This window comes from Variovorax sp. YR266 (genome assembly GCF_900107295.1).
GTDB lineage: Bacteria > Pseudomonadota > Gammaproteobacteria > Burkholderiales > Burkholderiaceae_C > Variovorax.
In genome coordinates, this window is record NZ_FNPM01000004.1 from 424,696 (window position 1) to 449,017 (window position 24,322).

Here is a 24,322-nt window from a genome sequence, read left to right on the forward strand (position 1 = left end):
CCAGGGAGGACCATCCACCATGAAGAACGCCATTCGCTCCTTGATGAACCCGGCCGCCATCGCGCTCGGCGCCGCGCTGCTGGTCGCAGGCTGCGGTGCGCTGCCGGACAAGCCCGCACGCACCACGCTGTACGACTTCGGCCCCGGCCTGACGGCGCCTGCTGCTGCCGCTGCGCCTGCCGCGGCCACCCTTCCCACGCTGGCGCTCGCCGAGTTCGACAGCAACTCCCGCCTGGACGGCACGCAGATCCTCTACCGGCTGGGGTACGCCGACGCCAACGAGCTGCGCCCCTACGGCCAGTCGCGCTGGAGCCTGCCGCCCGCGCAGCTGCTGCGCCAACGGCTGCGCGACACGCTGTCGGAGCGCCGCACCGTGCTCGGCCCCGAAGAAAGCGCCACCATCTCGCGCAGCCGGGGCGAGACGCCCGACACGCTGCGCATCTCGCTCGACGAGTTCAGCCACTACTTCGATTCGGCCAGCGCCAGCGTGGGCCTGGTGCGCCTGCGCGCCACGCTGGTCCGCAGCGCGCCCGCCGGTGACCGCGTGCTTGGCCAGCGCACTTTCACCGTGCGCCGCCCTGCTTCCAGCGCCGACGCCCCCGGCGGCGTGAAGGCGCTGATCTCGGCCAGCGATGCCGCGATGGCCGAGGTGGTGCAATGGGTGGACCAGTTGCAGCAGCAAACGCCGCAGCAACCCCGGCAATAGCAGCCATTCAACGGACGGAGGATCGACCCCATGAACGCAACACGCATCGTCGGCATCCTGCTGATCGTGGCCGGCATCGCCGCCCTGGGCCTCGGCAGCTTCAGCTTCACCAAGGAAACCCACGAAGCCAAGCTCGGCCCGCTGGAGTTCTCGATGAAGGAGAAGCAGACTGTCAACTTCCCCACCTGGGCCAGCGTGGCCGTGATCGTGGTGGGCGGAGCGCTGGTGCTGCTGGGCGGCAAGAAGGGCTGATCGCCCTCAGCCCCTGAGGCCTGGCAAGGCTGCCAGCAGCTGTGGCAGCAGGTCTTCAGAGGCGCCGCGCAGCACCACGGTCGCGGCCTCGTCCAGGTGCGGCAGCGGCTCCAGGTTGAGCGCGATGAGCCGCGCGCCATGCGCCAGCGCGGTCTGCGGCAGCTCGGCCGCCGGGTAGACGATGGTCGTGCTGCCGACCACCATGAACAGATCGCACTCCTGAGCGGCCACCTGCGCATCGAGCAGCACGCCTTCGTTCAGCATCTCGCCGAACATCACCACGTCGGGCCGCGCGTGCGAGCCGCAGCGCAGGCAGCGGTGAAAAGGCCATGGGCCGCTGCGGTTGCCACAGCGGTCGCAGCGCCAGCGGCGCAATGAGCCGTGGAGTTCGAGCACGTCTAGCCCGCCTGCCTGGGTCAGCAAGCCGTCGACGTTCTGCGTGACCAGCCGGGTGGCGGGACGCAGCCTTTGCAGCAGCGCCAGCGCAGTGTGGCCCGGGTTGGGCTGCGCCGACTCGATCAGCGACAGGCGCTGCGCCCAGAATTTCGTGAAGCCCGAAGGGTCGCGCTGAAGGTCTTCGGCATGCGAGAACTGCAGTGCGTTCTGGTTCTTCCACAGGCCGTCGGCGTCGCGGTAGGTCGGGATGCCCGAGGCGCGCGACAGGCCGGCGCCGGAGAAGACGACGATGCGCCGGGCATTGTTCAGCAGCTCAATGGCTGCGCGAAGAGAAGAAGAGATGTCTGGTGTGACTGGCGTCATCGCTCTGGTCTGGGGGGATTCGCGGCAGGCGGGTTGGCGGTGGCGCCCAGGCGCTGCGACACGGTGTCCGCGCAGGCCTTGAGCGCGCGGGAAATCTCGCCGTCCCACGCGGTATTGAAGATGCCGGCCGGGCCGATGGCGGTCACGGCCAACACGATGGCGCCAGTGTGGTCGAAGACGGGCGCCGCCATGGCGCTCACGCCTTCGATGACCTCGCCGTCGGAGCGGCTGATGCCGTGCGCGCGCACTTCCTGCAGTTGGCGCTCGAAGTCGCTCCACGAGGGCAGCGGCTGCACCGGCGGCATGCCGGCGGCCGGAGCGGGCTCGGTGCCTTTGCGCTGCTTCTGGCGCTGGCGCTCGTCCTCGAGCAGCTGGCGCACCGCGTCGGCATCGAGGAAGGCTGCGAATACACGGCCCGAGGCCGTGTTGGTCAGCGAGAACACCGTGCCGTGCCGCATGTTCACGTGCACCGGCGAGGGCGATTCGGCCGTGCGCACGATGGTCGCGCCGCGCGCGCCCCACACGGCCAGCGCCACGGTGTGCCCGGTCTGCTGGGCCAGCTGGGCGATCAGCGGGGTGGCGATGTGCACCGGGTCGGCCTGCTGCAGGCTGATGAGCCCCAGTTGCAAGGCGAGCGGGCCGAGCAGATAGTGGCCGCTGGCGCGGTCCTGCTCGATCAGGCCCAGGCGCCCGAAGCTGACCATGTACGGGTGCGCCTTGGCGGCCGTCATGTCGGCTTCCCGCGCCAGGTCTTTCAGCGCCATGGGCCGGCCGTGGTGCACCAGCGCGCGCAGCAGCTGGCCGCCGACTTCGATGCTCTGGATGCCGCGCTGGGCGCGGTCGGTGTCACTGGCTGCCATGGCCGGCCTCGCCTTCTGGTCGTTCGTTCATGAAGAAGGGATTAGACATTAACTGATCAGCGGCTTACACTGCGGAAATTCGTTCACCGCGAATTCGTTCAGATTAGACGAATTCCAAATCCCGAAACTCACCCACCCCCACCCCACAGACGGAGACAACCGATGAGCCAAGCCAAGAAATTCGCCAGCCAGGCCGACATGGAAGAAAAGAAGATCACCTTCAGCCAGATCTCCGAACATGCCTGGGCCTACACCGCCGAGGGCGACCCCAACACCGGCATCGTCATCGGCGACGACTGCGTGCTGGTCGCCGACACCCAGGCCACCCCCGCCATGGCGGCCGACGTGGTGCGCCGCATCCGCGAAGTGACCGACAAGCCCATCAAGTACGTGGTGCTCACGCACTACCACGCGGTGCGCGTGCTGGGCGCGGCGGGCTACGGTGCCGAACACATCCTGGCCAGCCAGGACACGCGCGACCTGATCGTCGAGCGCGGCGAGCAGGACAAGGCCAGCGAAATCGGCCGCTTCCCGCGCCTGTTCCAGAACGTCGAGACGGTGCCGCCCGGCCTGACCTGGCCCACCATGACCTTCACCGGCAAGATGACGCTGTGGCTCGGCAAGCTGGAAGTGCAGCTGATCCAGCTTGGCCGCGGCCACACCAAGGGCGACACCGTCGTCTGGCTGCCGGGCGAGAAGACGCTGCTGTCGGGCGACCTGGTCGAGTTCGGCGCCACGCCGTATGCCGGCGACGCCTACTTCAAGGACTGGCCGCAGACGCTGGACAACATCGCCGCCCTGAAGCCCGCCGCGCTGGTACCGGGCCGCGGCGCCGCGCTGACCACGCCGGCCGAAGTGGCCGAGGGCCTGACCGGCACGCGCAACTTCATCTCCGACGTGTACGCCAGCGTGCAAGAGGGCGTGAAGGCCGGGCGCGACCTGAACGCGGTCTACAAGGACACCTACGAGAAGCTCAAGCCCAAGTACAGCCAGTGGGTGATCTTCGACCACTGCATGCCCTTCGACGTGAGCCGCGCCTACGACGAGGCCTCGGGCCATGCCGACCCGCGCGTGTGGACGGCCGAGCGCGACATCGAGATGTGGAAGGCACTGGAAGGCTGATTGCGCGAGACGACAGAAGAAGACACGGAGACAACACGTGATCGACTATCAGAGCCTGCGCTTCGACTATCGCCGCCACGCTGACCAGGACTCGGCCACGCCCGCCCGCCACCCGGTGGTGATCGTCGGCGCCGGCCCGGTCGGCCTCGCGCTGGCCATCGACCTTGCGCTGCGGCAGGTGCCCGTGGTGCTGCTCGACAACGACAACACCCTCTCAAGCGGTTCGCGCGCGATCTGCTTCGCCAAGCGCACGCTGGAGATCTTCGACCGCCTCGGCTGCGGCGACCGCATGGTCGACAAGGGCGTGTCGTGGAACGTCGGCAAGGTGTTCTTCCACGACGAGCAGGTCTACCGCTTCGACCTGCTGCCCGAGCCCGGCCACGAGCGCCCGGCCTTCATCAACCTGCAGCAGTACTACGTCGAGGGCTACCTCGTCGAGCGCGCGGCCACGCTGCCGCTGATCGACCTGCGCTGGAACAGCAAGGTCACGGGCATCGAGCAACGCGACGACGGCGCGGTGCTGACCGTGGAGACGCCCGAGGGCGACTACCGGCTGCACGCGGACTACGTTGCCGCCTGCGACGGCTCGCGCTCCAACCTGCGCCAGCTGCTGGGCCAGGAAGCAAAAGGCCGCGTGTTTCGCGACCGCTTCCTGATCGCCGACATCACGATGGACGCACACCTGCCCACCGAGCGGCGCTTCTGGTTCGACCCTTCGTTCCACCCCGGCCAGAGCGTGCTGCTGCACAAGCAGGCCGACGGCATGTGGCGCGTGGACTTCCAGCTCGGCTGGGACGCCGACCCGGTGGAGGAACGCAAGCCCGAGAACATCACGCCGCGCGTGCGTGCGCTGCTCGACAGCATCGGCTTCGAAGGCGTGCAGTTCCAGATCGGTTGGGCCAGCGTCTACACCTTCGCCTGCCAGCGCATGGAGCACTTCCGCCACGGCCGCGTGCTGTTCGCGGGCGACTCGGCGCACGGCGTGTCGCCCTTCGGCGCGCGCGGCGCCAACTCGGGTGTGCAGGACGCGGACAACCTCGCATGGAAACTCGCGGCGGTGGTGCGGGGCGACGCGCCCGATGCGCTGCTCGACAGCTACGCCAGCGAGCGCGAGTTCGCGGCCGACGAGAACATCCGCAATTCCACACGCGCCACCGACTTCATCACGCCCAAGAGCGAGGTGAGCCGCCTCTTCCGCGACGCGGTGCTGGAGCTGACCAAGCGCCACGCCTTTGCGCGCACGCTGGTCAACAGCGGGCGGCTGTCGGTGGCCACGGTGCTGCGCGATTCGCCGCTCAACACGGCCGATGCCGACGCCTTCGCCGGCGTGATGGTGCCGGGCGCCGCGGCGGCCGATGCGCCTGTCGTGCGCGCCGATGGCAGCACCGGCTGGCTGCTGCGCGAGTGCCATGTCTCGCAGTTCACCGCACTCGTGTTCGGCCAGGGTGAGACGGCCGAGCGGAGCCTGCAGGCGCTGAAGGCGAGCGACTTTCCGCTGCACGTGGTGCACGTGGAAGGCGGCGGCGCCGACGTCGCACTCACCACCCAGCGCTACGACGCGCAGCCCGGCACCGTCTACCTGCTGCGGCCCGACCAGCACGTTTGCGCGCGCTGGAGGCGACCCACGGCGGCAAACATCCGCGCAGCCATCGGCCGCGCACTGGCAAAGGCGTGAACACCATGCAGCAGCAACAGCACCTGACCACCGCACCGAACCTCGAAGCGCCCGACGACTTCTACGAAGCGCTCATCGAGGCGCATCAAGGGCTTTCCACCGAAGAAAGCCATGCCTTCAATGCGCGCCTCGTGCTCGTGCTGGCCAACCACGTCGGCTCGCTCGCGGTGCTGCGCGAAGCCTTCGAGGCGGCGCGTGCCGGCTAGGCTGCACGCATCCCGACCTCCTCATTGCGACTTTCGAAAGAGAAGCCCATGACCCCAGCAACCCCAGCCTCCGAACGGCGCTACCAGAGCGGCTTCGGCAACGAATACGCCTCCGAGGCGGTGCCCGGCGCCCTGCCCCAGGGCCGCAACAACCCGCAGCGCGGGCCCTTCGACCTGTACACCGAACTGATCTCCGGCACCGCCTTCACCGCGCCGCGCCACGAGAACCGCCGCACCTGGCTGTACCGTCGCCAGCCCTCGGTGGTCTCGGGCCGCTACCAGCCCTACGCGCAGGCGCACTGGACGACCGGCGCCGACCGCGAGATCCCCCTGCCGCCCGAGCCCCTGCGCTGGCATCCGCAGCCGCTGGACGGCGCGGCCGACCTCGACTTCGTCGACGGCATGCGCACCATCGCGGCCAACGGCGATGCCGAGTCGCAGGTCGGCATCGGCTCGCTGATGTATCTCGCGGGCCGCTCGATGGAGCGCCGCGCCTTCGTCAACGCCGACGGCGAGATGTTGCTGGTGCCGCAGCAGGGCCGCCTCGTCATCACGACCGAACTGGGCGTGCTCGACGTGAAGCCCGGCGAAATCGCGGTGCTGCCGCGCGGCATGGCCTTCAAGGTGGCGTTGCCCGACGGGCTCTCGCGCGGCTACGTGTGCGAGAACTACGGCGCGCACTTCCGCCTGCCCGAGCTCGGCCCGATCGGCTCGAACGGCCTGGCCAACGCGCGCGACTTCCAGGCGCCCGTGGCGGCTTTCGAATCGGAAGAAGGCGCCTACGAAATCGTCAAGAAATTCGGTGGCCGCTTCTGGCAGGCGCCGATGAAGCAGTCGCCCTTCAACGTGGTCGCCTGGCACGGCAACCTGTCGCCGGTGAAGTACGACACGGCGCATTTCATGGTGATCGGCTCGATCAGCTTCGACCATCCCGATCCGTCGATCTTCACCGTGCTGACTTCGCCCAGCGACACGCCCGGCACGGCCAATTGCGACTTCGTGATCTTCCCGCCGCGCTGGATGGTGATGGAAAACACATTCCGCCCGCCATGGTTCCACCGCAACCTCATGAGCGAGTTCATGGGCCTGGTGCTGGGCGAGTACGACGCCAAGCCGGGCGGCTTCAAGCCCGGCGGCGCGAGCCTGCACAACTGCATGGTGCCGCACGGCCCCGACGAGGAAGCCTTCGACAAGGCCACGCACGCCGACCTGAAGCCGCACAAGCTGGACAACACGCTGGCCTTCATGTTCGAGAGCCGCTACCGCTTCATTCCGACGAACTTCGCGCTGAAGAGCCCTGCGCTGGACACCGACTACGCGGACTGCTGGGCGGGACTGAAGGACCAGTTCAAGGCATGAAGAACGCATTCACCCTCACCCGCCGGGCGGCGGCCGTGGCGCTGCTGGCGGCGCCCTTCCTCGTGCACATCGCACAGGCCGCCGACTTTCCGTCCAAGCCCATCCGCTTCATCGTGCCCTACACGCCGGGCGGCACCACCGACCTGGTGGCGCGCACCGTGGGCCAGAAGGTGTCGGAGAAGCTGGGCCAGCCGGTGCTGATCGACAACCGCGGCGGCGCGGGCGGCAACATCGGCATGGACGCGGTGGCCAAGGCCGCGCCCGACGGCTACACCATCGGCTTCGGCGCCATCTCGACCAACGCGCTGAACCCGCACATCTACAAATCGATGGCCTTCGATCCACGCAAGGATTTCACGGCCATCAGCCTGCTGGGCACCTCGACCATCGTGCTCGAAGTGCCGGCGGCCTCGGCCATCAAGACCGTGCCCGACCTCGTTGCCGCCGCGAAGAAGAACCCCGGCCTGCCCTACGCCACCGCGGGTGCCGGCACGTCGATGAACCTGGCCGGCGTGATGTTCGCGCAGATGACCGGCACCGAGCTCGTGCACGTCGCCTACAAGGGCAGCGGCCCGGCCATCACCGACATGCTGGGCAACAACATCGGCGTGATGTTCGACAACCTGCCGGCCTCGCTGCCGCACATACAGGCCGGCAAGCTGCGCGCGCTGGCAGTGGCGGGCCCCACGCGCTCGCCTTCGCTGCCCGACGTGCCGACGATGGCCGAAGCCGGGCTCAAGGGCTACGCGCTGGAGCCATGGTTCGGCGTGTACGGCCCGGCGAAGCTGCCGGCGCCGATCGTCAAGGCGCTGAACGAGGCCTTCGTCGAAGCGCTTGCCATGCCTGACGTGAAGGCCAAGCTGGCGCAGGCCGGCTTCTCGCCGCGCGGCTCGACCGCGCAGGAGCTGACCACGCTGACCGAGACCGAATACAAGCGCCTGGGCGATGTGGCCAAAAGGGCCGGCATGACCGCAGACTGAACCGATTCACAGAAAGACATCCATGACCGCACTGAACGCCACCCATGACCCGAAGCTGCGCAGTTGGGTCGCCTCGGCCAATGAAGCCGGCACCGACTTCCCGATCCAGAACCTGCCCCTCGGCCGCTTCCGCACGGCCGGCAGCAGCGAGGCTTTCCGCATCGGCGTCGCCATCGGCGACCAGGTACTCGACCTGCGCGCAGCGGGCCTCGTCGACACCGACGACATGAACGTGCTGATGAACGCCAGCATCAAGGACCGCCAGGCCCTGCGCGCTGCGATCTCCGCTGGCCTCGCCGAAGGCAGCGACAAGCAGGCCGCGTGGTCGAAGGCGCTGCTGGCGCAGGCCAAGGCCGAGATGACGGTGCCCTGCCGCATCGGCGACTACACCGACTTCTACACGGGCATCCATCACGCGACCACCGTCGGCAAGCTGTTCCGCCCCGACCAGCCGCTGCTACCCAACTACAAGTGGGTGCCCATCGGGTATCACGGCCGCGCTTCGTCCATTGTCGTGAGCGGCCAGAGCTTCAAGCGCCCGCAGGGCCAGACCAAGGCGCCGGATGCGACCGAGCCGAGCTTCGGCCCCTCGAAGCGGCTCGATTACGAGCTGGAGCTGGGCTTCCTGGTAGGCCGCGGCAACGCGCAGGGCGAACCCATTGCCATCGGCGAAGCCGAAGACCACCTGTTCGGTGTGACGCTGCTCAACGACTGGTCGGCGCGCGACGTGCAAGCCTGGGAGTACCAGCCGCTCGGCCCCTTCCTCTCGAAGAATTTCGCGAGCTCGCTGTCGCCGTGGATCGTGACGATGGAGGCGCTGGCGCCGTTCCGTGCGAAGTTCGAGCGGCCCGCGGAAGACCCGCAGCCGCTGCCGTATCTCGACTCGGCATCGAACCGCGAGAGCGGCGCGCTCGACATCACGCTCGAAGTGCTGCTGCAGACCGCGAAGATGCGCGCCGAAGGCGTTGCACCGGCGCTGCTCACGCGCGGCAACACCACCGAGGCCGCCTACTGGACGGCCGCGCAGCTCATCGCTCATCACACGGTGAACGGCTGCAACCTGCAGCCGGGCGACCTGCTGGGCTCGGGCACGCTGTCGGGCCCGAAGCCCGACGAGGCCGGCTCGATGATGGAACTGACGCTGGGCGGCAAGCAGCCGATCACGCTGCCGAATGGCGAGAAGCGCACGTTCCTGGAAGACGGGGACACGCTGATCATTCGCGGTTACTGCGAGCGCGCGGGCGCCGTGCGCATCGGCCTCGGCGAAGTCAGCGGAACGGTGGTCTGAAGGGGTATCAGGGCGCGGTGGTGGGCGTCGCCACGGGCGCCGGCCACGCCACTTCACTTGCCACGCGCGGCTTGCCGATCGGCGCGGTCGCCTTGCCGGTCTTGATGGCCGCCAGGTCGGCCTCGCTCGGGTACTGGTTCGCAAGCCAGTAGTCGAACACCCGGCGCGCGATGGGGGCCGCGGCGCCCGCGCCCCAGCCGGCGTTTTCCACGATCACGGCCACGGCGATCTTCGGGTCGTTCACGGGCGCGAAGGCCATGAAAAGGGCGTGGTCGCGCTGGTGTTCTTCGAGGGCGCGCGCGTTGTACTTGGTGTTCTGCGCCTGCGTTACCGCCTGCGCCGTGCCCGTCTTGCCGGCTGCCTGGTAGGCTGCGCCCGCAAACACGCCGCGCGCCGTGCCGGCAGTGACCACGCTGGTCAGGCCGTCGCGGACCACCGCGACGTTGGCGGCCGAGAAGCCGAGGTTTTCCGCCGGCGGCTGTGGCAGCGGCACCACCTGCCCGCTGACGGTATTGCGCGTGGCCAGCACGAGGTGCGGCTTGTGCTTGAGGCCACCGTCGGCCACGATGGCCGTGGCCTGTGCCAGCTGCAGCATCGTGAAGGCGTTGTAGCCCTGTCCGATGCCCAGCGAGATGGTCTCGCCCGCGTACCACTTCTTTTGCTCGGGACGCTTGTAGGTGTTGCGCTTCCACTCGGTGCTGGGCAGCACGCCGCGCACCTCGCCACCCAGGTCGATGCCGGTGATCTGGCCGAAGCCCAATGGCTTCATGAAGTCGTGGATCAGGTCCACGCCCATCTCGTTGGCCAGCGAGTAGTAGTAGATGTTGCTCGACAGCTGGATCGAGCGGCGCATGTCGACGCCGCCCAGGTTGCCTTCGGGGCTGCCGAAGCGGTGGCCGCCGAAGTTGAAATAGCCGGGGTCGTTCACCACCACGTTGGGTCCGCGCTTGCCGGTTTGCAAGGCCGCCATTGCCATGAAGGGCTTGTAGGTGGAGCCGGGCGGGTAGGTGCCGCGCAGGGCGCGGTTCAGGAGCGGCTTGTCGAGGGACTCGGTCAGCGCCGCCCAGCTTTCGTTGTCGATGCCTTCGACGAACAGGTTGGGGTCGAAGGTGGGCTTGCTCACGAAGGCCAGCACCTCGCCGGTCTTGGGGTCGATGGCCACCAGCGCGCCGCGCCGGTCGCCGTACATGTCTTCCACCAGCTTCTGCAGCTTGATGTCGAGCGACAGCATCACGGTGTTGCCGGGCGTGGCCGGGTGGCTGGCCAGGCGACGCACGGCGCGGCCGCCCGCGGAGGTTTCCATCTGCTCGACGCCGGTCTGGCCGTGCAGCGTCTTCTCGTAGCTCTGCTCGATGCCGAGCTTGCCGATGTAGTCGGTGCCCTTGTAGTTGGCCTGGTCTTCTTCGTCCCAGTCCTCCATCGCGGTCTTCTCGCGCTGGTTGATGCGGCCGATGTAGCCGAGCACGTGCGAGGCCAGCTCGCCCTGCGGGTAGTTGCGGAACAGGCGCGCCTTGATTTCCACGCCCGGGAAGCGGTAGCGCTGGGCCGCGAAGCGCGCCACCTCTTCGTCGCTCAGGCGGGTGCGGATCGGAATGGAGTCGAAGCTGCGCGAGTCTTCGCGCAGGCGCTTGAAGCGGCGGCGGTCGCGCGGCGAGACTTCGAGCACCTGGGTCAGGCTGTCGATGGTTTCCTCGACGTCGTTCACCTTCGAGGGCGTGATCTCCAGCGTGTAGGCCGAATAGTTCGAGGCCAGCACGATGCCGTTGCGGTCGAGGATCAGACCCCGGTTGGGCACCACCGGCACCACGGCCGTGCGATTGCTCTCGGCCTGCTCGGCCAGGTCTTCGTGGCGCGTGACCTGCAGGTACACCAGCCGCGCGCACAGCAGGCTGAACGCGAAGAGCACCGCCAGGCCAATGACGATCACGCGGCGCTTGAAGCGCGCGAGGTCGGCGGCGACGTTGCGGATTTCGGTCATGGCGGTGGGAGCTTAGGCGCGTGCAGTCGCTTTTGGCAAATGCGGCAGGCAGGGCTTAGAGGGGGCGGTTCTCGTCCGGTTCCGGGGTGCGGCGCTGGGGCGCGAGCAACAACGCCGTGACCAGCGGCCACAGCGCAGCCTCGATGGCGGGCGAGATCAGCACAGACCACCCCGGGAACACGCCGCCGCCGATCATCCGCGTGACGACCTCGATCAGCTGCGACAGCGCAAAGAGCGGCAGCACCTGCAGCGCCTGCGACAGCACCGGATACCAGAGCAGGCGCCGGTGGATGGTGATCGCGAAGAAGCCCAGCGTGGTGTAGGACAGCGCATGCTGGCCCAGCATCGACGACTGGTGCACGTCCATGCACAAGCCGAACACGAAGGCCGCGCCGATGCCCACGCGCGCGGGCTGGTGCACGCCCCAGAACACGATCACCAGCGCCAGCAGGTCGGGCATCCAGACCGCGCGGCCGATGGGGATCATGTTGATGAGCAGCGCCACCACGAGGCTGCTCCACATGAAGAGCGGGCTGACGGGCAGCAGGAGCTGCTGCTGGCCTGGACGCTTGATCATGGGCGTGCTCCCGCAGGCTTCTTTTCGTTCTTGCCCGCGCCGGGCTTGCCTTCAGGCCGCTTGCGCTGGGCGGCGGCGGGCGCGGCAGGCGGCGGCGCGGCCGGCGTGCCGGTGGGCTCGAGCACCAGCACATAGCGCGCAGCCGTCACATGGGCCAGCGGCACGCAGTAGATGCGGGCGAAGGCCGAGTCGGCACGCCGCTCGATGCGCTCGATCTTCGCCACCGGCAGGCCGGCGGGGTAGATGCCGTCGACGCCGCTGGTGGAGAGCAGGTCGCCCTCCTGCAGGTCGGCATTGGCGGCCATGAAGCGCAGCTCCAGTCCGCCGCCGTGGGCCGAGGCGTCGCCGAAGGCCACGCTGCGCACGCCGGTGCGGGTGTTCTGCACGGGAATGGAAAGATCGCGGTCGATCACCAGCGTGACCTCGCTCGTGAAGGGCAGCACCTGCGTGACCTGGCCGAGCACGCCGCGCGCGTCGATCACCGGCGAGCCGGGCGCCACGCCCTGGGTCAGGCCCTGGTCGATGACGATCTTGCGGGTGTAGGGGTCGGCCGCGTCGTAGAGCACCTCGGCCGCGCGGCCCGGCGTGGCCGTGGTCTGGCGCAGTTCGAGCAGCTCGCGCAGGCGGGCGTTGTCCTGCAGCAGCGTGTCGGCCTGGGCGGCGCGTTCGGCCTGCATCATCAGCGCCTTGCGGGCGTCTTCCTCGTTGCGCTGCGCGGTCTTCAGGTCTTCGAGGTAGCGCCCGCCCCCCAGCACGGCCTGCACCGGCTTCAGCGCCACCCATTGCACCGGGTAGAGCACCGCGCCGATGGCCGCGCGGATCGGCTGCACGATGTGAAAGCGCGCATCGGCCACCATGAGGAACAGGGACAGCGCGCCGAAGAAGATCAGCTTGCTGAGCGCCGACTGCCCCTGGTTGAACAGGGGTGGCGCTGTGCGATCGAGCGTGCCCAGAGGCATGAATTCAGACCCGGCGGTGGTGCGGAATCAAATAACAAAAAGCCGGCCTGCGCAAGCAGAGGCCGGCCGATGATGGCTTTCGCCTTTTACTCGCTCGTGAAGATGCTGCCGAGACGGTCCATGCGCTCCAGCGCAATGCCGCAGCCGCGCACCACGCAGGTCAGCGGGTCTTCGGCCACCAGCACCGGCAGGCCGGTTTCCTCGGCCAGCAGGCGGTCGAGGTCGCGCAGCAGCGCGCCGCCGCCGGTCAGCATCATGCCGCGCTCGGCGATGTCGGCGCCCAGCTCGGGCGGCGTCTGTTCCAGCGCGTTCTTCACGGCCGAGACGATGTTGTTGAGCGGATCGGTCAGGGCTTCCAGCACTTCGTTGCTGCTGATGGTGAAGCTGCGCGGCACGCCTTCGGAAAGGTTGCGGCCCTTGACTTCCATTTCCTTGACTTCGGAGCCCGGGAAGGCCGAGCCGATGTTCTTCTTGATGACTTCGGCCGTCGGCTCGCCGATCAGCATGCCGTAGTTGCGGCGGATGTAGTTGATGATGGCTTCGTCGAAGCGGTCGCCGCCGACGCGCACCGAGCCCTTGTAGACCATGCCGCCCAGGCTGATGACGCCCACTTCGGTGGTGCCGCCGCCGATGTCCACCACCATCGAGCCCGAGGCTTCGCTGACGGGCAGGCCCGCGCCGATGGCCGCGGCCATGGGTTCTTCGATGAGGTAGACGGAGGTGGCGCCGGCTGCTTCGGCCGCGTCCTTGATGGCGCGGCGCTCGACCTGGGTGGAGCCGCAGGGCACGCAGATGATGATGCGCGGGCTCGGCGTGAGCAGCGTGCGCGGGTGGACCATCTTGATGAACTGCTTGATCATCTGCTCGGTGATCACGAAGTCGGCAATGACGCCGTCCTTCATCGGGCGGATCGCCTCGATGTTGCCGGGCACCTTGCCCAGCATGGCCTTGGCCTCGCGGCCGACGGCCTGGATCACCTTCTTGCCGTGGGGGCCACCTTCGTGGCGAATGGCGACAACCGAGGGTTCGTCCAGCACGATGCCCTTGTTACGGGCAAATATCAGGGTGTTGGCGGTGCCGAGGTCGATCGCAAGGTCGGTGGAAAAGTACCGACGGAAAGCTCCAAACATGTGCGGAATTCCTCTGAGTACGGCCTGCGCATCGGCAGGTCGTCACTCTATTTTTTGGGTCGTTTGACGGGGTGAATTGATCGTTTTTGGCGCAAAAGCCGGCGCGTTCGCGGGGGTTGCGGCAAAGGCGGGATAATACCCGAATCCCCTCTGATTCCTGTATTAGCACCCGCCTCGGCGTGCGATTACCTTCGCTTTTTTGGGCCGTTCCGACCTATGTCACTCTCCGCTTCCGATATCGAGCGCATTGCCTCTCTGGCGAGGCTGCAGCTTGCCTCCGATGAAAGCGAGCGCATGCTCAGCCAGATCAACGGCTTTTTCGATTTAGTCGAACGTATGCGTTCCGTGGACACCACGGGCGTCGAACCGCTGGCCCATCCGGTGGCCGCGCTCGAAGACATCACGCTGCGCCTGCGCGACGACGTGGTGAGCGAACCCAATAACCGCGAAGCCAACCAGAAGAGCGCCCCGGCCGTCGAAGCCGGCCTGTTTCTCGTGCCGAAGGTGATCGAATAATGAGCAGCGGTGAATTGCACCAGATGAGCGTGGTCGCGCTGGCCAAGGCGCTGGCCGAGCGCAAGGTCTCGGCCGTCGAGGCCTCGCAGGTTTTTCTCGGCCGCATGAAGGCGCACGAGTCGCTCGGCACCTTCGTCGACGTCAATGAAGAAGTCACGCTGGCCCAGGCCCGCGCCGCCGACGCACTGATTGCCACCGGCAACGCACCGACGCTGGCCGGCGTGCCGATCGCGCACAAGGACATCTTCGTCACCGCCGATTTCGCCACCACCGCCGGCTCGAAGATGCTCGCGGGCTACCGCTCGCCCTTCGACGCCACCGTGGTCAGGCGCCTGGCCGAAGCCGGGGCGGTCACGCTCGGCAAGCTGAGCTGCGACGAGTTCGCCATGGGCTCGGCCAACGAGAACATCGCCGTGCCCGCCGTGGGCCACGACAAGGCCGTGCCCGTGCAGAACCCCTGGAACCGCGAGCGCATTCCGGGCGGCTCATCCGGCGCCAGCGCGGCTGCAGTCGCGGCACGCCTGGCTCCCGCAGCCACCGGCACCGACACCGGCGGCTCGATCCGCCAGCCCGCGTCGTTCTGCGGCGTGACCGGCATCAAGCCCACCTACGGCCGCGCCTCGCGCTACGGCATGGTGGCCTTTGCGTCGAGCCTCGACCAGGCCGGCCCGATGGCCCGCTCGGCCGAAGACTGCGCGCTGCTGCTGTCGGCCTTCTGCGGCCCTGACCTCGACCGCGATTCGACCTCGCTCGACAAGCCCGCCGAGAACTTCGGCCGCTCGCTGAACGACTCGCTCGAAGGCCTGCGCATCGGCGTGCCGAAGGAGTTCTTCGGCGAAGGCGTGGCGCCCGGCGTACGCGCAGCCATCGACGCCGCACTCGCGCAGTACGAAAAGCTCGGCGCCAAGCGCGTCGAGGTGACGCTGCCGCGCACCGAGCTGTCGATTCCCGTGTACTACATCATTGCCGCGGCCGAGGCCTCGAGCAACCTGAGCCGCTTCGACGGCGTGAAGTTCGGGCACCGCGCCAAGCAGTACAAAGACCTGTCCGACATGTACGAGCGCACGCGCGCCGAAGGCTTCGGCGATGAAGTCAAGCGCCGCATCATGATCGGCACCTACGTGCTCTCGCACGGCTACTACGACGCCTACTACCTGCAGGCGCAGAAGGTGCGCCGCATGATCGCCGACGACTTCCAGCAGGCCTTCAAGCAGTGCGACGTGATCGCCGGCCCCGCTGCGCCCACCACCGCATGGAAGCTCGGCGAACACGGCGACGACCCCGTGGCCGACTACCTCGCCGACATCTTCACGCTGCCCGCCTCGCTGGCCGGCCTGCCCGGCATGAGCGTGCCCGCGGGCTTCGACGGCGGCATGCCCGTGGGCCTGCAGCTGATCGGCAACTACTTCGGCGAAGCGAAGCTGCTGAACGCAGCGCACCGCTTCCAGCAGGCCACCGACTGGCACGCACGCACGCCGGAGGGCTTTTGAGATGAGCGAGACCGTGAACACATTCGAAGCACAACAACAGGGCCGCCCGACCGGCCCGCTGGTGCGCGGCTATGAAGTCATCATCGGCTTCGAGACGCACGCGCAGCTGTCGACCGCGAGCAAGATCTTCAGCCGCGCCTCCACCGCCTTCGGCGCCGAGCCCAACACGCAGGCCTGTGCGGTCGACCTGGCACTGCCCGGCACGCTGCCCGTGATGAACAAGGGCGCCGTCGAGCGCGCCATCAAGCTCGGCTTCGCGCTGGGCTCGCACATCGCGCCGCGCAGCGTGTTCGCGCGCAAGAACTACTTCTACCCCGACCTGCCCAAGGGCTACCAGATCAGCCAGTTCGAGATCCCGGTCGTCCAGGGCGGCTCGGTTTCGTTCTTCCTCGGCGAAGAACAGAAGACCGTGCGCCTCGTGCGCGCCCACCTCGAAGAAGACGCGGGCAAGTCGCTGCACGAGGACTTCATCGGCCAGAGCGGCATCGACCTGAACCGCGCCGGCACGCCGCTGCTTGAAATCGTGACCGAGCCCGACATGCGCTCCACCGCCGAGGCCGTGGCCTACGCGAAGGAGCTGCACAAGATCGTCACGTGGATCGGCATCTGCGACGGCAACATGCAGGAAGGCAGCTTCCGCTGCGACGCCAACGTGTCGGTGCGCAAGCCCGGCGACAAGCTCGGCACGCGCCGCGAGATCAAGAACCTGAACAGCTTCAAGTTCATGCAGCAGGCGATCGACTACGAAATCCGCTGGCAGATCGAAGAGATCGAGGACGGCCGCGAGATCGAGCAGGCCACCGTGCTGTTCGACCCCGACACAGGCGAGACGCGCGCGATGCGTGCCAAGGAAGACTCGGCCGACTACCGCTACTTCCCTGACCCCGACCTGCCCCCGCTGGTCATCGCCGCCGACTGGATCGAGCGCGTGAAAGCCACCATGCCCGAGCTGCCCCGCGCGATGGCCGAGCGCTACGTGCGCGACCACGGCCTGTCGGAATACGACGCGGCGCAGCTCACGCAGAGCGCTGCGCTCGCCGCCTACTTCGACGAAGCCGTGAACGCGGGCGCCACGCCCAAGCTCGCGAGCAACTGGATCACCGGCGAGATGGCGCGCCGCCTGAACGCCGCCGAGATCGGCATCGAAGCCGCACCGGTGAAGGCACAGCAACTGGCCCAGCTGGTGAAGCGCATCGCAGACGGCACGCTGCCGAACAACGCCGCGCGCCAGGTGTTCGAAGCCCTGTGGACCGGCGAGGGCAGCGATGTCGACGCGATCATCGAGGCCAAAGACCTGAAGCCGATGAACGACACCGGCGCGCTCGACAAGATCCTCGACGAAGTGATCGCGAAGAACGCCAAGAACGTCGAGGAATACCGCGGCGGCAAGGAGAAGGCGCTCAACGCCCTCGTGGGTCAGGTCATGAAGGCCAGCGACGGCAAGGCCAATCCGGCGCAGGTCACCGAGCTGCTGAAAGCCAAGCTGGGCTGATGGCAGGAAACCGGGGCCTTGGTGCAAGGCCCCGGCAGGTTCATCAGCGGGGGTTGCCGCCGTTCTGCGGCGACCAGAGCGTCTTCAGACGCGTGCGCTCTTCGTCGAAGCGCGCATTCACCCGCTTCTTCTCTTCTTCCTGCTCCGCAATGAAGCGGTTCTGCACCGCCACGCTCTGCGTGTTGTCTTCGAGCTTGCGGCGCACCGCGCCCGGCGCCTTGCTGGTGTCCTGCTTGTAGAACTCCATCTCCTCGTCGATCTTCTTGCGGTCTTCGCTCAGCTCGGCAATGCGCTTGCGCGCCGCCTGGGTCACCGCATCGATCTGCGCCAGCGCCTCGCTGCGCTCGCGGTCGTGTGTGGCGAGGTTCGGGTAGCGCACCAGCAGCGCACGTTCGCGGCGCCGCTCGTCGGTCAGGCGCGCGGTCTGGATGGCGGCTTCGCGGGCGCGGTCTTCGCGCTCCTGCAGCTCGCGCGCGGTGTAGGTGGGCTCGACTTTGCGGCGCACCGAGCCGCTCGGGTTCAGTTCGCGCTGCTCGCGGTCGGTGCACTCGGCAATCGGCCGGTCGGCCGTCAGCGTGCGGCCGCGGGCGTCGGTGCAGGTGTAGATGCCGGGGGAGGCGCCTTCCACTTTCTGCGGTTGCGCTTGCAAGGCGCCGCAGAACGAAGAAACCGCCAGGAAGAAAGAAGCCGACGCCAGCAGGCGGATCGGCTTGCCGTGATCGTCGCGTGCGTCGTGCATGGGCGCCCTTGCCTCAGCTGGTGGCGCCGTAGCGCGTGCGGTAGGCCAGCACGCGCTCGCGGTGCGCGCCCAGGTCGGCAGCGGCGTTGCCCGAGAGGTAGCTCAGCAGGTCGTCCAGCGTGGCGATGGCAATCACCGAAAGGCCGAGCTGGTTGCGCACGTACTGCACGGCGCTGTGGTTTACGTCGACGCCGTTCTCGGTAGCCTTTTCCTGCCGGTCGAGCGCGATGGCCACTGCATGCGGCGTGGCGCCCGCTGCCTGGATCGCCGCGATCGACTCGCGCACCGCGGTGCCGGCCGACATCACGTCGTCGACGATCAGCACACGGCCCTTCAGGGGCGCGCCCACCAGGTTGCCGCCTTCGCCGTGCGCCTTGGCTTCCTTGCGGTTGTAGGCAAAGGGGTAGTTGCGCCCGCGCCGGGCAAGCTCGGCGGCCACCGTGGCGCCCAGCGGAATGCCCTTGTAGGCGGGGCCGAAGATCATGTCGAATTCGAGCCCGCTTTCGATCAGCCGGTCTGCATAGAATCCGGCGAGCCGGGCGATCTTGCCGCCGTCGTCGAAGAGCCCCGAATTGAAGAAATAGGGGCTCATCCGACCGGCCTTGGTCTTGAATTCGCCAAAGCGCAGCACGCCGGCATCCAACGCAAACTGGACGAAGTCCTGTGCGACCGCGCTGCTTTTCTCACCATCTACAGCCATCGGGAATTCCTTGTGTTCAAACTGACCAGTCTCAATCTCAATGGCCTGCGTTCGGCCGCTACCAAAGGCGTGGCCGACTGGGTGGCCGAACTTGCGCCGGATTGTATTTGCATGCAGGAGATCCGCGTCCAGGCCAGCGACATCGAAGGCCGGTTCGAGGAAATGGCCGGCCTCAAGGGCCATTTCCACTTCGCCGAGAAAAAAGGCTACGCCGGCACCGCCATCTACACCAAGCACAAGCCAAGCCAGGTCGTGGTGGGCTGGGGCGACGCCGAGTTCGACGCCGAGGGCCGCTACCTCGAACTGCGCTTCGACACGCCCAAGCGCAAGTTCTCGGTCATCAGCTGCTACTTCCCGAGCGGCAGTTCGGGCGAGGAGCGGCAGGAGGCCAAGTTCCGCTTCCTGAAAGGCTTCTTCCCGCACCTGGTGGCACTGAAGAAGGAGCGCGAGTTCGTGCTGTGCGGCGACATCAACATCGCCCACAAGGAGATCGACCTGAAGAACTGGCGCGGCAACCAGAAGAACAGCGGCTTCCTGCCCGAAGAACGCGCCTGGATGACGAAGCTGCTCGACGCCGGTGCCGAGGGCGCCGGCCTGGTCGACGTGTACCGCATGCTCAAGCCCGACACCACCGGCGATGCCTACACCTGGTGGAGCAACCGCGGCCAGGCCTATGCGAACAACGTGGGGTGGCGGCTCGACTACCACCTGGCCACGCCGAAGACCGCGGCGCTGGCGCGTACCGAGCAGATCTACAAGACCGTGAAGTTCAGCGATCACGCGCCGATCACGGTGGACTACGACTTCAAGCTGTAAGGCGCGGCCTAGCCGCAGCAGCCACCCATCCGCCCGCGCCGGTAGAACGGCCCGAGGTCCTCGGCCAGCGCCTTGACGATCCCGCGCCACGACAGGGCGCCAGCAGCATCCGCCGCCAGTGCGCCGCGCATGCGTGCCAGCAGTTCGGCGCGCAGCGCGGGCTCGTCGATGCCCTGCACACGGCCCGCATCGACCACCACGCGCCCGCCGACCAGCACCTTGGCGATGTGGCTGCCGTTGCCGCGCGCCAACAGCAGGTCGAGCGGATCCGTCTCGGCGAAGAGCGCGTCGTCGTCGAGCGCATCCCAGTCCAGCAACACCAAGTCGGCCGCGGCGCCGGGCACGATGCTGCCGCCGCCAGCCGGCCCGCCGCGCACGCTGCGCGGACCGTTGCGCGCGGCAAAGGCCCAGAGCTGGTCGCGCGTCATCGTGGTGTCGTAGCCCCAGCCGCGGTGCAGCGAGTACGCCAGCCGCATCTCGCGCAGCGCGTCGTCGTCTTCGTCGAAGGCCATGCCGTCCAGGCCCATGGCCACGCGGCATCCGTGCCGCAGCATCTCAGGCACCGGCGCAATGCCCGACTTGAGCCCCAGGTTGGAGCTGGTGTTGACCGCGATCGTCGCGCCGCGCTCGGCAATCAGCGCCAGTTCCTCGGGCCGCGCCCAGGCGCAGTGCGCGAGCGTGAGGCGCGGGCCCAGCAGCCCGATGTCGTCGAGAAAACGGACGATGCCGCCGGGGTGGTTGGCATCGGCCCAGTCGCGCTGATAGCGCGTTTCGAGCAGGTGCATGTGAACGGGCCGGCCCGTGTCGGCCGATGCCTGCGCAATTGCCTCGAGCAGCGGCGTGCTGCACCACTGCACCGCCGTCGGGCCGTACTGGACGGTCGCGTGGCCGCCATGGCCGTCCTCTTCCACCATGCGCGCGACCTCGTCGACCAGCGCAAGCTGCTGCGCGGGCGCCACCGGCTTCACCGCCAGCCGTTCGGCCACTGCATGGCGGATGCCGGGGCGCAGCGCCGCCAGAACGCTCGCGTCGTCGCAGTAGGCAATGCCGTGGCGGTCGCGCATGGCAATGGCGAAGCCGATGCGCACGCCGACGTCGCACGCCGCGCGCGCCACCGCCCTAGCCTCGTCGACATAGGCCATGCCGCCCTGCACGCGCGTGTAGTGGACCATCAGGTTCGCCACGCCATGCCGCACCGAACGCGCGAACGAGGTCGCGGCGCAAAGGTACGGGTCCATGCCCGGCACCACGCCCAGGAACGGCAGCCAGCCTTCGAGCGGCTGGCCGAAGGCGCCCAGCGTGGCGCTGCGGAAGGTGCGCGCATGATCGTGCGCGTTGGTCAGCGCCGGCAGCGCGAGCAGGCGCGGCGTGCCCGTGCCGGCGACGGCCTCTTCCGCCAGCGGCGCGATCGACCGGATGCAGCCGTCCTCCAGCTCGATGCGCACATCCGACTGCGCAGGCTGCGCGCCGGGATCGGCCAGCAGCCAGGCGCAGTCGAGCGGGCCTTCGTGCATGCGAGCGGACATGGCATTTCCTTCGTAGTCGGGTGGGCGTTCAGGGCGCAGCGATCTTGCGCTCCGCAAGCGGCGGCAGGAAGCGCCGGTCGAAGACCTCGCCTGCGGTCGGTGCATTCGCCAGTTCGAACGCTTCCTTCACCTGCCCGATGGCACGCGTCATGCGCGCGTCGTTCACGTCACCGATGCCGCCGGTGCCAACCTCGGGCGTCAGCATCACGGTGCGAAGCGTGTAGAGCAGGCGCCGCTTCTCCAGCGCCTGGTTGAGCAGCTGCTCACGCTTCATCAACGCGGCAATGGCCGCGTCGGGGTCGGCCACGGTGTCGCGCACCGCCTTGTTGACGGCACGCACCAGCCCGGCCACGGCCTGCGGCTTGTCCCTGAGCAACTGGCGGGACACCAGCACGCCGTTGCCGTACAGGTCGACGCCGTGGTCTCCGTAGTGGAACCAGCGGATGTCCTTGTCCGGGTCCACGCCCTGCGCCACCAGGTTCATGTAGCTGGTCACCGAGAACACGGCCGAGCCCTCGACGTGGTCCTTCAGCAGCATCTGCTCCTGCAGGTTGGGTGCCATGCTGGTCCACTTGACCTTGCCCGCGTCCACGCCGTTGCGGGCCGCCATCAGTGGGAACATGCGCTGCGCGGCACCACCGGCCGGCGTGCCCAGCGTGCGGCCCTCAAGGTCCTTGAGGGTCCTGATGGGGCTGCCCGCCTTCACGATGAGCGCGAACGGCGCGCGGTTGTAGACCATGTAGACCATCACGGGCGCGGCACCGGGCTTGGCGGCCGCGTTCTGGATGACCGCATTCACGTCACCGAAGCCCGCGTCGTAGGCCCCGGCCATCACCTTGGTCACGGCCGCCGCCGAGCCGTCGCCCTGGTCGATCGTCACCGCGAGCTTTTCCGCGGCGAAGTAGCCCCGGTCTTCGGCGAGGTAGTACCAGGCATGGATGCCCTGCAACTTCCAGTCGAGGACGAACTTGATGGGTGTGAGCTGCTGGGCGCGTGCTTCGCGCACCGGAAGCGCCGTGAGCGATGCGCCCAACGCGGCGGACACCGCGACGACCGCTGCGCGGCGGGATACTGGAAAGGACATGCGAGGCTCCCGTGGGTTGAATCAGATGGCTTCGAAGAGAACGTCCTGCGCGCCTTCCCACAGCACCCTGGTGCCGAGCGTGCGCAACTGCTCCCGCCCTTCGACGATGGTGAGGAAGTGGTTGCCCGCAAGCGTGCCCATCTTGCTGGCGAAGCTGCAGGCGCCGTAGGCCAGGATGATCTCGGTCTCGCTGTAGCCGCCGGGGTAGAACAGGATGTCGCCCACCGACGGATGGCTGGTGTGGTTCTCGAAGCCCACGCCCAGCTGGAAGTCGCCCAGCGGCACCCAGCAGCCTTCGCCGCTCCAGCGCACGTGAATGAGCTTCTGCCGGTAAGGCAGCAGGCGGCGGAAAGCCGCGACGGTGAGCGGCGCGTCGGGGTGCGTCTGCGCCACGAAGCGCAGGCCGCCGGCGGTGATACGGACGAGATCGCTCATGTCGTTCATGCCATTGCCATGTCGGTCTTGCGCTGGGCCCAGCCCGTCATGCGCCGCTCGACCAGCGACGAGACGGCATACAGCGCCACCCCCATCGCCGCAAGCAGGAAGAGCCCGGCGAACACCATCGGCACATCGAAGTTGCCGCTGGCGATCATCATCACCGTGCCGATGCCCTGGTTGGACGCGACCGTCTCGCTCAGCACGGTGCCCACGAAGGCCAGCGTGATCGCGATCTTGAGCGAGGCGAACAGGTAGGGCAGCGCACGCGGCAGGCCCACGTTCCAGAGAATGTCACACTTCCTCGCGCCGAGCACGCGCAGCACGTCCTCCAGCTCGGGCTCGGTGCTCGCGAGGCCGGTGGCCACGTTGACCACCACCGGAAAGATGCTGATCACCATCGAGGTCAGGATCGCCGGCACCGTGCCCGCGCCGAACCACACCACGAACAGCGGCACCACCGCCACCTTCGGAATGCTGGAGAACCCCACCAGCAGCGGATAGGTCACGTCGTAGGCCAGCTTCGAAGAGCCGATCATCACGCCGATGACGATGCCCGCTCCCACGCCCAGCACGAAGCCGGCGAGCGTGGTGTAGAGCGTCTGCACGGTGTGCGGCCACAGCAGCGGCATCTTCTGGATCAACACCGCCGCGATCTGGCTCGGGCGCGGCAGGATCAGGTCGGACACGCCGAAGGCCAGGCACACCACCTCCCAGAGCACGAAGAAGCCGACGAGCGCGCCCGCGGAAAGCAGGCGCTGCCGTGCGAGCGGCGCGATCATGCGGCCACCTCTTCGAGCACATTCCCGGGCGGCACCGGCATCGGTACTGGCACCGCATCGCTTTCGCGGCGCGCCTGCGCGATGCGCATGCGCAGCTGCTGCACCAGCGCCGCGAACTCGGGCGCATAGCTGCTCTCCAGCGTGCGCGGCCGCGCGAAGCCCACGTCGCGCGTTTCGAGAATGCGCCCCGGCCGCGCGCTCATCACGCAGATGCGGTTGGCCAGGTAGGCCGACTCGCGCAGGTCGTGCGTCACCAGCAGCACGGTCGGGCGCTTGGCGATCCACAGCGTCTGCATGATGTCCCACAGCTCCTCGCGCGTGAACTGGTCGAGCGCGCCGAAGGGCTCGTCGAGCAGCAGCAGCTCGGGCTCGTGCACCAGCGCGCGGCACAGCGAGGCGCGCTGCAGCATGCCGCCCGACAGCTGCCACGGCCGCTTGTCGCCGAAGCCCTTGAGCCCCACCTGCGCCAGCAGCGCATCGGCGCGCTCGGCGTATTCGCCGCGCTTCTTGCTGCGGTAGTGCTGCCGGAAGGGCTCGACGATCTTCAGCGGGATCATCACGTTCTCGCGGATCGTGAGCCACGGCAGCATGGTCGGGTTCTGGAAGGCGAGGCCGATGCGAAGGCGCGGCGCCGCCGACGCATGCGTACCCGCCGGGGCCAGCGTGCCGGCCGCGCCCACCTCGCGCCCGCCGGCAATCACCGCGCCCGCACTCGGCCTCAGCAGGCCGGCCACCAGCTTCAGGATGGTCGACTTGCCGCAGCCGCTCGGGCCCACCAGGGCAACGAAGTCGCCCTTCTCGATGTCCAGCGTCGTATGGTCCAGCGCGATGGTGCCGCCGCCATAGCGCAGCATCACGTCGGACAGTTGGATGAATGCGTTGCCCATGAGG

General features: G+C 68.1%; 25 protein-coding genes. 12 read left to right on the forward strand and 13 right to left on the reverse strand.

Annotated elements, in window-relative coordinates:
- Nucleotides 1-19 precede the first annotated feature (19 nt).
- Both BLW48_RS13825 and BLW48_RS13830 read left to right on the forward strand, forming a co-directional pair.
- Nucleotides 20-706 (forward strand): ABC-type transport auxiliary lipoprotein family protein, encoded by a 687-nt coding sequence (locus BLW48_RS13825; RefSeq protein ID WP_093053575.1) that lies wholly within the window; start codon nt 20-22, stop codon nt 704-706.
- 30 nt (nt 707-736) lie between these two features.
- Nucleotides 737-958, forward strand: coding sequence for a hypothetical protein (locus BLW48_RS13830; RefSeq protein ID WP_093053572.1), 222 nt, complete (start codon nt 737-739; stop codon nt 956-958).
- Between the two features lie 6 nt (nt 959-964).
- Here BLW48_RS13830 and BLW48_RS13835 read toward each other — a convergent pair whose 3' ends face one another.
- Together BLW48_RS13835 and BLW48_RS13840 are read right to left on the reverse strand one after the other, a co-directional pair.
- Nucleotides 965-1,717: an SIR2 family NAD-dependent protein deacylase gene (locus BLW48_RS13835; RefSeq protein ID WP_093053570.1), complete on the reverse strand. Its 753-nt coding sequence runs from the start codon at nt 1,715-1,717 to the stop codon at nt 965-967.
- A complete protein-coding gene (locus BLW48_RS13840; protein ID WP_093175480.1) occupies nt 1,714-2,577 on the reverse strand; it encodes an IclR family transcriptional regulator in 864 nt (287 codons plus the stop codon). The genes BLW48_RS13835 and BLW48_RS13840 overlap by 4 nt, the downstream gene beginning before the upstream one ends.
- Before the next feature lie 162 nt (nt 2,578-2,739).
- On the opposite strand from BLW48_RS13840, the gene BLW48_RS13845 reads away from it, so the two are divergent.
- From BLW48_RS13845 to fahA, 6 genes are read left to right on the forward strand one after another with little or no spacing between them, the layout of a single operon-like run.
- Entirely contained in the window at nt 2,740-3,699 is a 960-nt protein-coding gene (locus BLW48_RS13845; protein ID WP_093053563.1) for an MBL fold metallo-hydrolase, read from the forward strand.
- A gap of 37 nt (nt 3,700-3,736) precedes the next feature.
- Complete coding sequence (locus BLW48_RS13850; RefSeq protein WP_093175483.1) at nt 3,737-5,374, forward strand: FAD-dependent oxidoreductase; 1,638 nt, start codon at nt 3,737-3,739, stop codon at nt 5,372-5,374.
- Between the two features lie 5 nt (nt 5,375-5,379).
- On the forward strand, nt 5,380-5,580 hold the full coding sequence (locus BLW48_RS13855; RefSeq protein WP_093054237.1) for a DUF2783 domain-containing protein: 201 nt from the start codon (nt 5,380-5,382) through the stop codon (nt 5,578-5,580).
- 48 nt (nt 5,581-5,628) lie between these two features.
- Entirely contained in the window at nt 5,629-6,939 is a 1,311-nt protein-coding gene (gene hmgA / locus BLW48_RS13860; protein WP_093175486.1) for a homogentisate 1,2-dioxygenase, read from the forward strand.
- Nucleotides 6,936-7,919, forward strand: coding sequence for a Bug family tripartite tricarboxylate transporter substrate binding protein (locus BLW48_RS13865; protein WP_093175488.1), 984 nt, complete (start codon nt 6,936-6,938; stop codon nt 7,917-7,919). Before hmgA ends, BLW48_RS13865 begins: the two co-directional genes overlap by 4 nt.
- 22 nt (nt 7,920-7,941) lie before the next feature.
- Nucleotides 7,942-9,207, forward strand: a complete 1,266-nt coding sequence (gene fahA / locus BLW48_RS13870; protein WP_093175492.1) for a fumarylacetoacetase — start codon at nt 7,942-7,944, stop codon at nt 9,205-9,207.
- Between the two features lie 7 nt (nt 9,208-9,214).
- Here the strand turns inward: fahA and mrdA are convergent, their stop codons facing one another.
- The 4 genes from mrdA to BLW48_RS13890 all read right to left on the reverse strand — a co-directional run bounded on the left by mrdA (nt 9,215) and on the right by BLW48_RS13890 (nt 13,851).
- Nucleotides 9,215-11,185: a penicillin-binding protein 2 gene (mrdA, locus tag BLW48_RS13875; protein ID WP_093175494.1), complete on the reverse strand. Its 1,971-nt coding sequence runs from the start codon at nt 11,183-11,185 to the stop codon at nt 9,215-9,217.
- 55 nt (nt 11,186-11,240) lie between these two features.
- Nucleotides 11,241-11,762, reverse strand: coding sequence for a rod shape-determining protein MreD (gene mreD, locus BLW48_RS13880; protein WP_093076761.1), 522 nt, complete (start codon nt 11,760-11,762; stop codon nt 11,241-11,243).
- The gene (gene mreC, locus BLW48_RS13885) at nt 11,759-12,721 is read right to left on the reverse strand and encodes a rod shape-determining protein MreC (RefSeq protein ID WP_093053541.1); all 963 of its coding nucleotides are present in this window, start codon (nt 12,719-12,721) and stop codon (nt 11,759-11,761) included. The genes mreD and mreC overlap by 4 nt, the downstream gene beginning before the upstream one ends.
- A gap of 86 nt (nt 12,722-12,807) precedes the next feature.
- Nucleotides 12,808-13,851: a rod shape-determining protein gene (locus tag BLW48_RS13890; protein ID WP_007833435.1), complete on the reverse strand. Its 1,044-nt coding sequence runs from the start codon at nt 13,849-13,851 to the stop codon at nt 12,808-12,810.
- A gap of 216 nt (nt 13,852-14,067) precedes the next feature.
- On the opposite strand from BLW48_RS13890, the gene gatC reads away from it, so the two are divergent.
- The 3 genes from gatC to gatB are packed head-to-tail and all read left to right on the forward strand — an operon-like array spanning nt 14,068 to nt 17,349.
- Entirely contained in the window at nt 14,068-14,367 is a 300-nt protein-coding gene (gene gatC / locus BLW48_RS13895; RefSeq protein ID WP_093053537.1) for an Asp-tRNA(Asn)/Glu-tRNA(Gln) amidotransferase subunit GatC, read from the forward strand.
- Entirely contained in the window at nt 14,367-15,857 is a 1,491-nt protein-coding gene (gene gatA / locus BLW48_RS13900; RefSeq protein ID WP_093175497.1) for an Asp-tRNA(Asn)/Glu-tRNA(Gln) amidotransferase subunit GatA, read from the forward strand. Before gatC ends, gatA begins: the two co-directional genes overlap by 1 nt.
- Before the next feature lies 1 nt (nt 15,858).
- Entirely contained in the window at nt 15,859-17,349 is a 1,491-nt protein-coding gene (gene gatB, locus BLW48_RS13905; protein ID WP_093175499.1) for an Asp-tRNA(Asn)/Glu-tRNA(Gln) amidotransferase subunit GatB, read from the forward strand.
- Between the two features lie 43 nt (nt 17,350-17,392).
- Here the strand turns inward: gatB and BLW48_RS13910 are convergent, their stop codons facing one another.
- On the reverse strand, nt 17,393-18,088 hold the full coding sequence (locus tag BLW48_RS13910; protein WP_176928763.1) for a DUF4124 domain-containing protein: 696 nt from the start codon (nt 18,086-18,088) through the stop codon (nt 17,393-17,395).
- Nucleotides 18,089-18,101: 13 nt separating this feature from the next.
- Entirely contained in the window at nt 18,102-18,788 is a 687-nt protein-coding gene (gene pyrE / locus BLW48_RS13915) for an orotate phosphoribosyltransferase (RefSeq protein ID WP_093053529.1), read from the reverse strand.
- Nucleotides 18,789-18,800: 12 nt separating this feature from the next.
- Here pyrE and BLW48_RS13920 point away from each other — a divergent pair, with 12 nt between their 5' ends.
- Complete coding sequence (locus BLW48_RS13920) at nt 18,801-19,604, forward strand: exodeoxyribonuclease III (protein WP_093053526.1); 804 nt, start codon at nt 18,801-18,803, stop codon at nt 19,602-19,604.
- Between the two features lie 8 nt (nt 19,605-19,612).
- On the opposite strand, the gene BLW48_RS13925 is transcribed toward BLW48_RS13920, so the two are convergent.
- Genes BLW48_RS13925 through BLW48_RS13945 form a run of 5 tightly spaced genes read right to left on the reverse strand, consistent with a single transcriptional unit; the run spans nt 19,613 to nt 24,318 of the window.
- Nucleotides 19,613-21,130, reverse strand: a complete 1,518-nt coding sequence (locus tag BLW48_RS13925) for an amidohydrolase family protein (RefSeq protein ID WP_256330773.1) — start codon at nt 21,128-21,130, stop codon at nt 19,613-19,615.
- 28 nt (nt 21,131-21,158) lie between these two features.
- Nucleotides 21,159-22,214: an ABC transporter substrate-binding protein gene (locus tag BLW48_RS13930; RefSeq protein ID WP_093175504.1), complete on the reverse strand. Its 1,056-nt coding sequence runs from the start codon at nt 22,212-22,214 to the stop codon at nt 21,159-21,161.
- A 21-nt stretch (nt 22,215-22,235) separates the two neighbouring features.
- Complete coding sequence (locus tag BLW48_RS13935; protein WP_093054233.1) at nt 22,236-22,649, reverse strand: DUF3830 family protein; 414 nt, start codon at nt 22,647-22,649, stop codon at nt 22,236-22,238.
- A gap of 5 nt (nt 22,650-22,654) precedes the next feature.
- Nucleotides 22,655-23,431 (reverse strand): ABC transporter permease, encoded by a 777-nt coding sequence (locus tag BLW48_RS13940; protein WP_093175507.1) that lies wholly within the window; start codon nt 23,429-23,431, stop codon nt 22,655-22,657.
- The gene (locus tag BLW48_RS13945) at nt 23,428-24,318 is read right to left on the reverse strand and encodes an ABC transporter ATP-binding protein (protein ID WP_093175509.1); all 891 of its coding nucleotides are present in this window, start codon (nt 24,316-24,318) and stop codon (nt 23,428-23,430) included. The genes BLW48_RS13940 and BLW48_RS13945 overlap by 4 nt, the downstream gene beginning before the upstream one ends.
- Nucleotides 24,319-24,322: the final 4 nt, after the last annotated feature.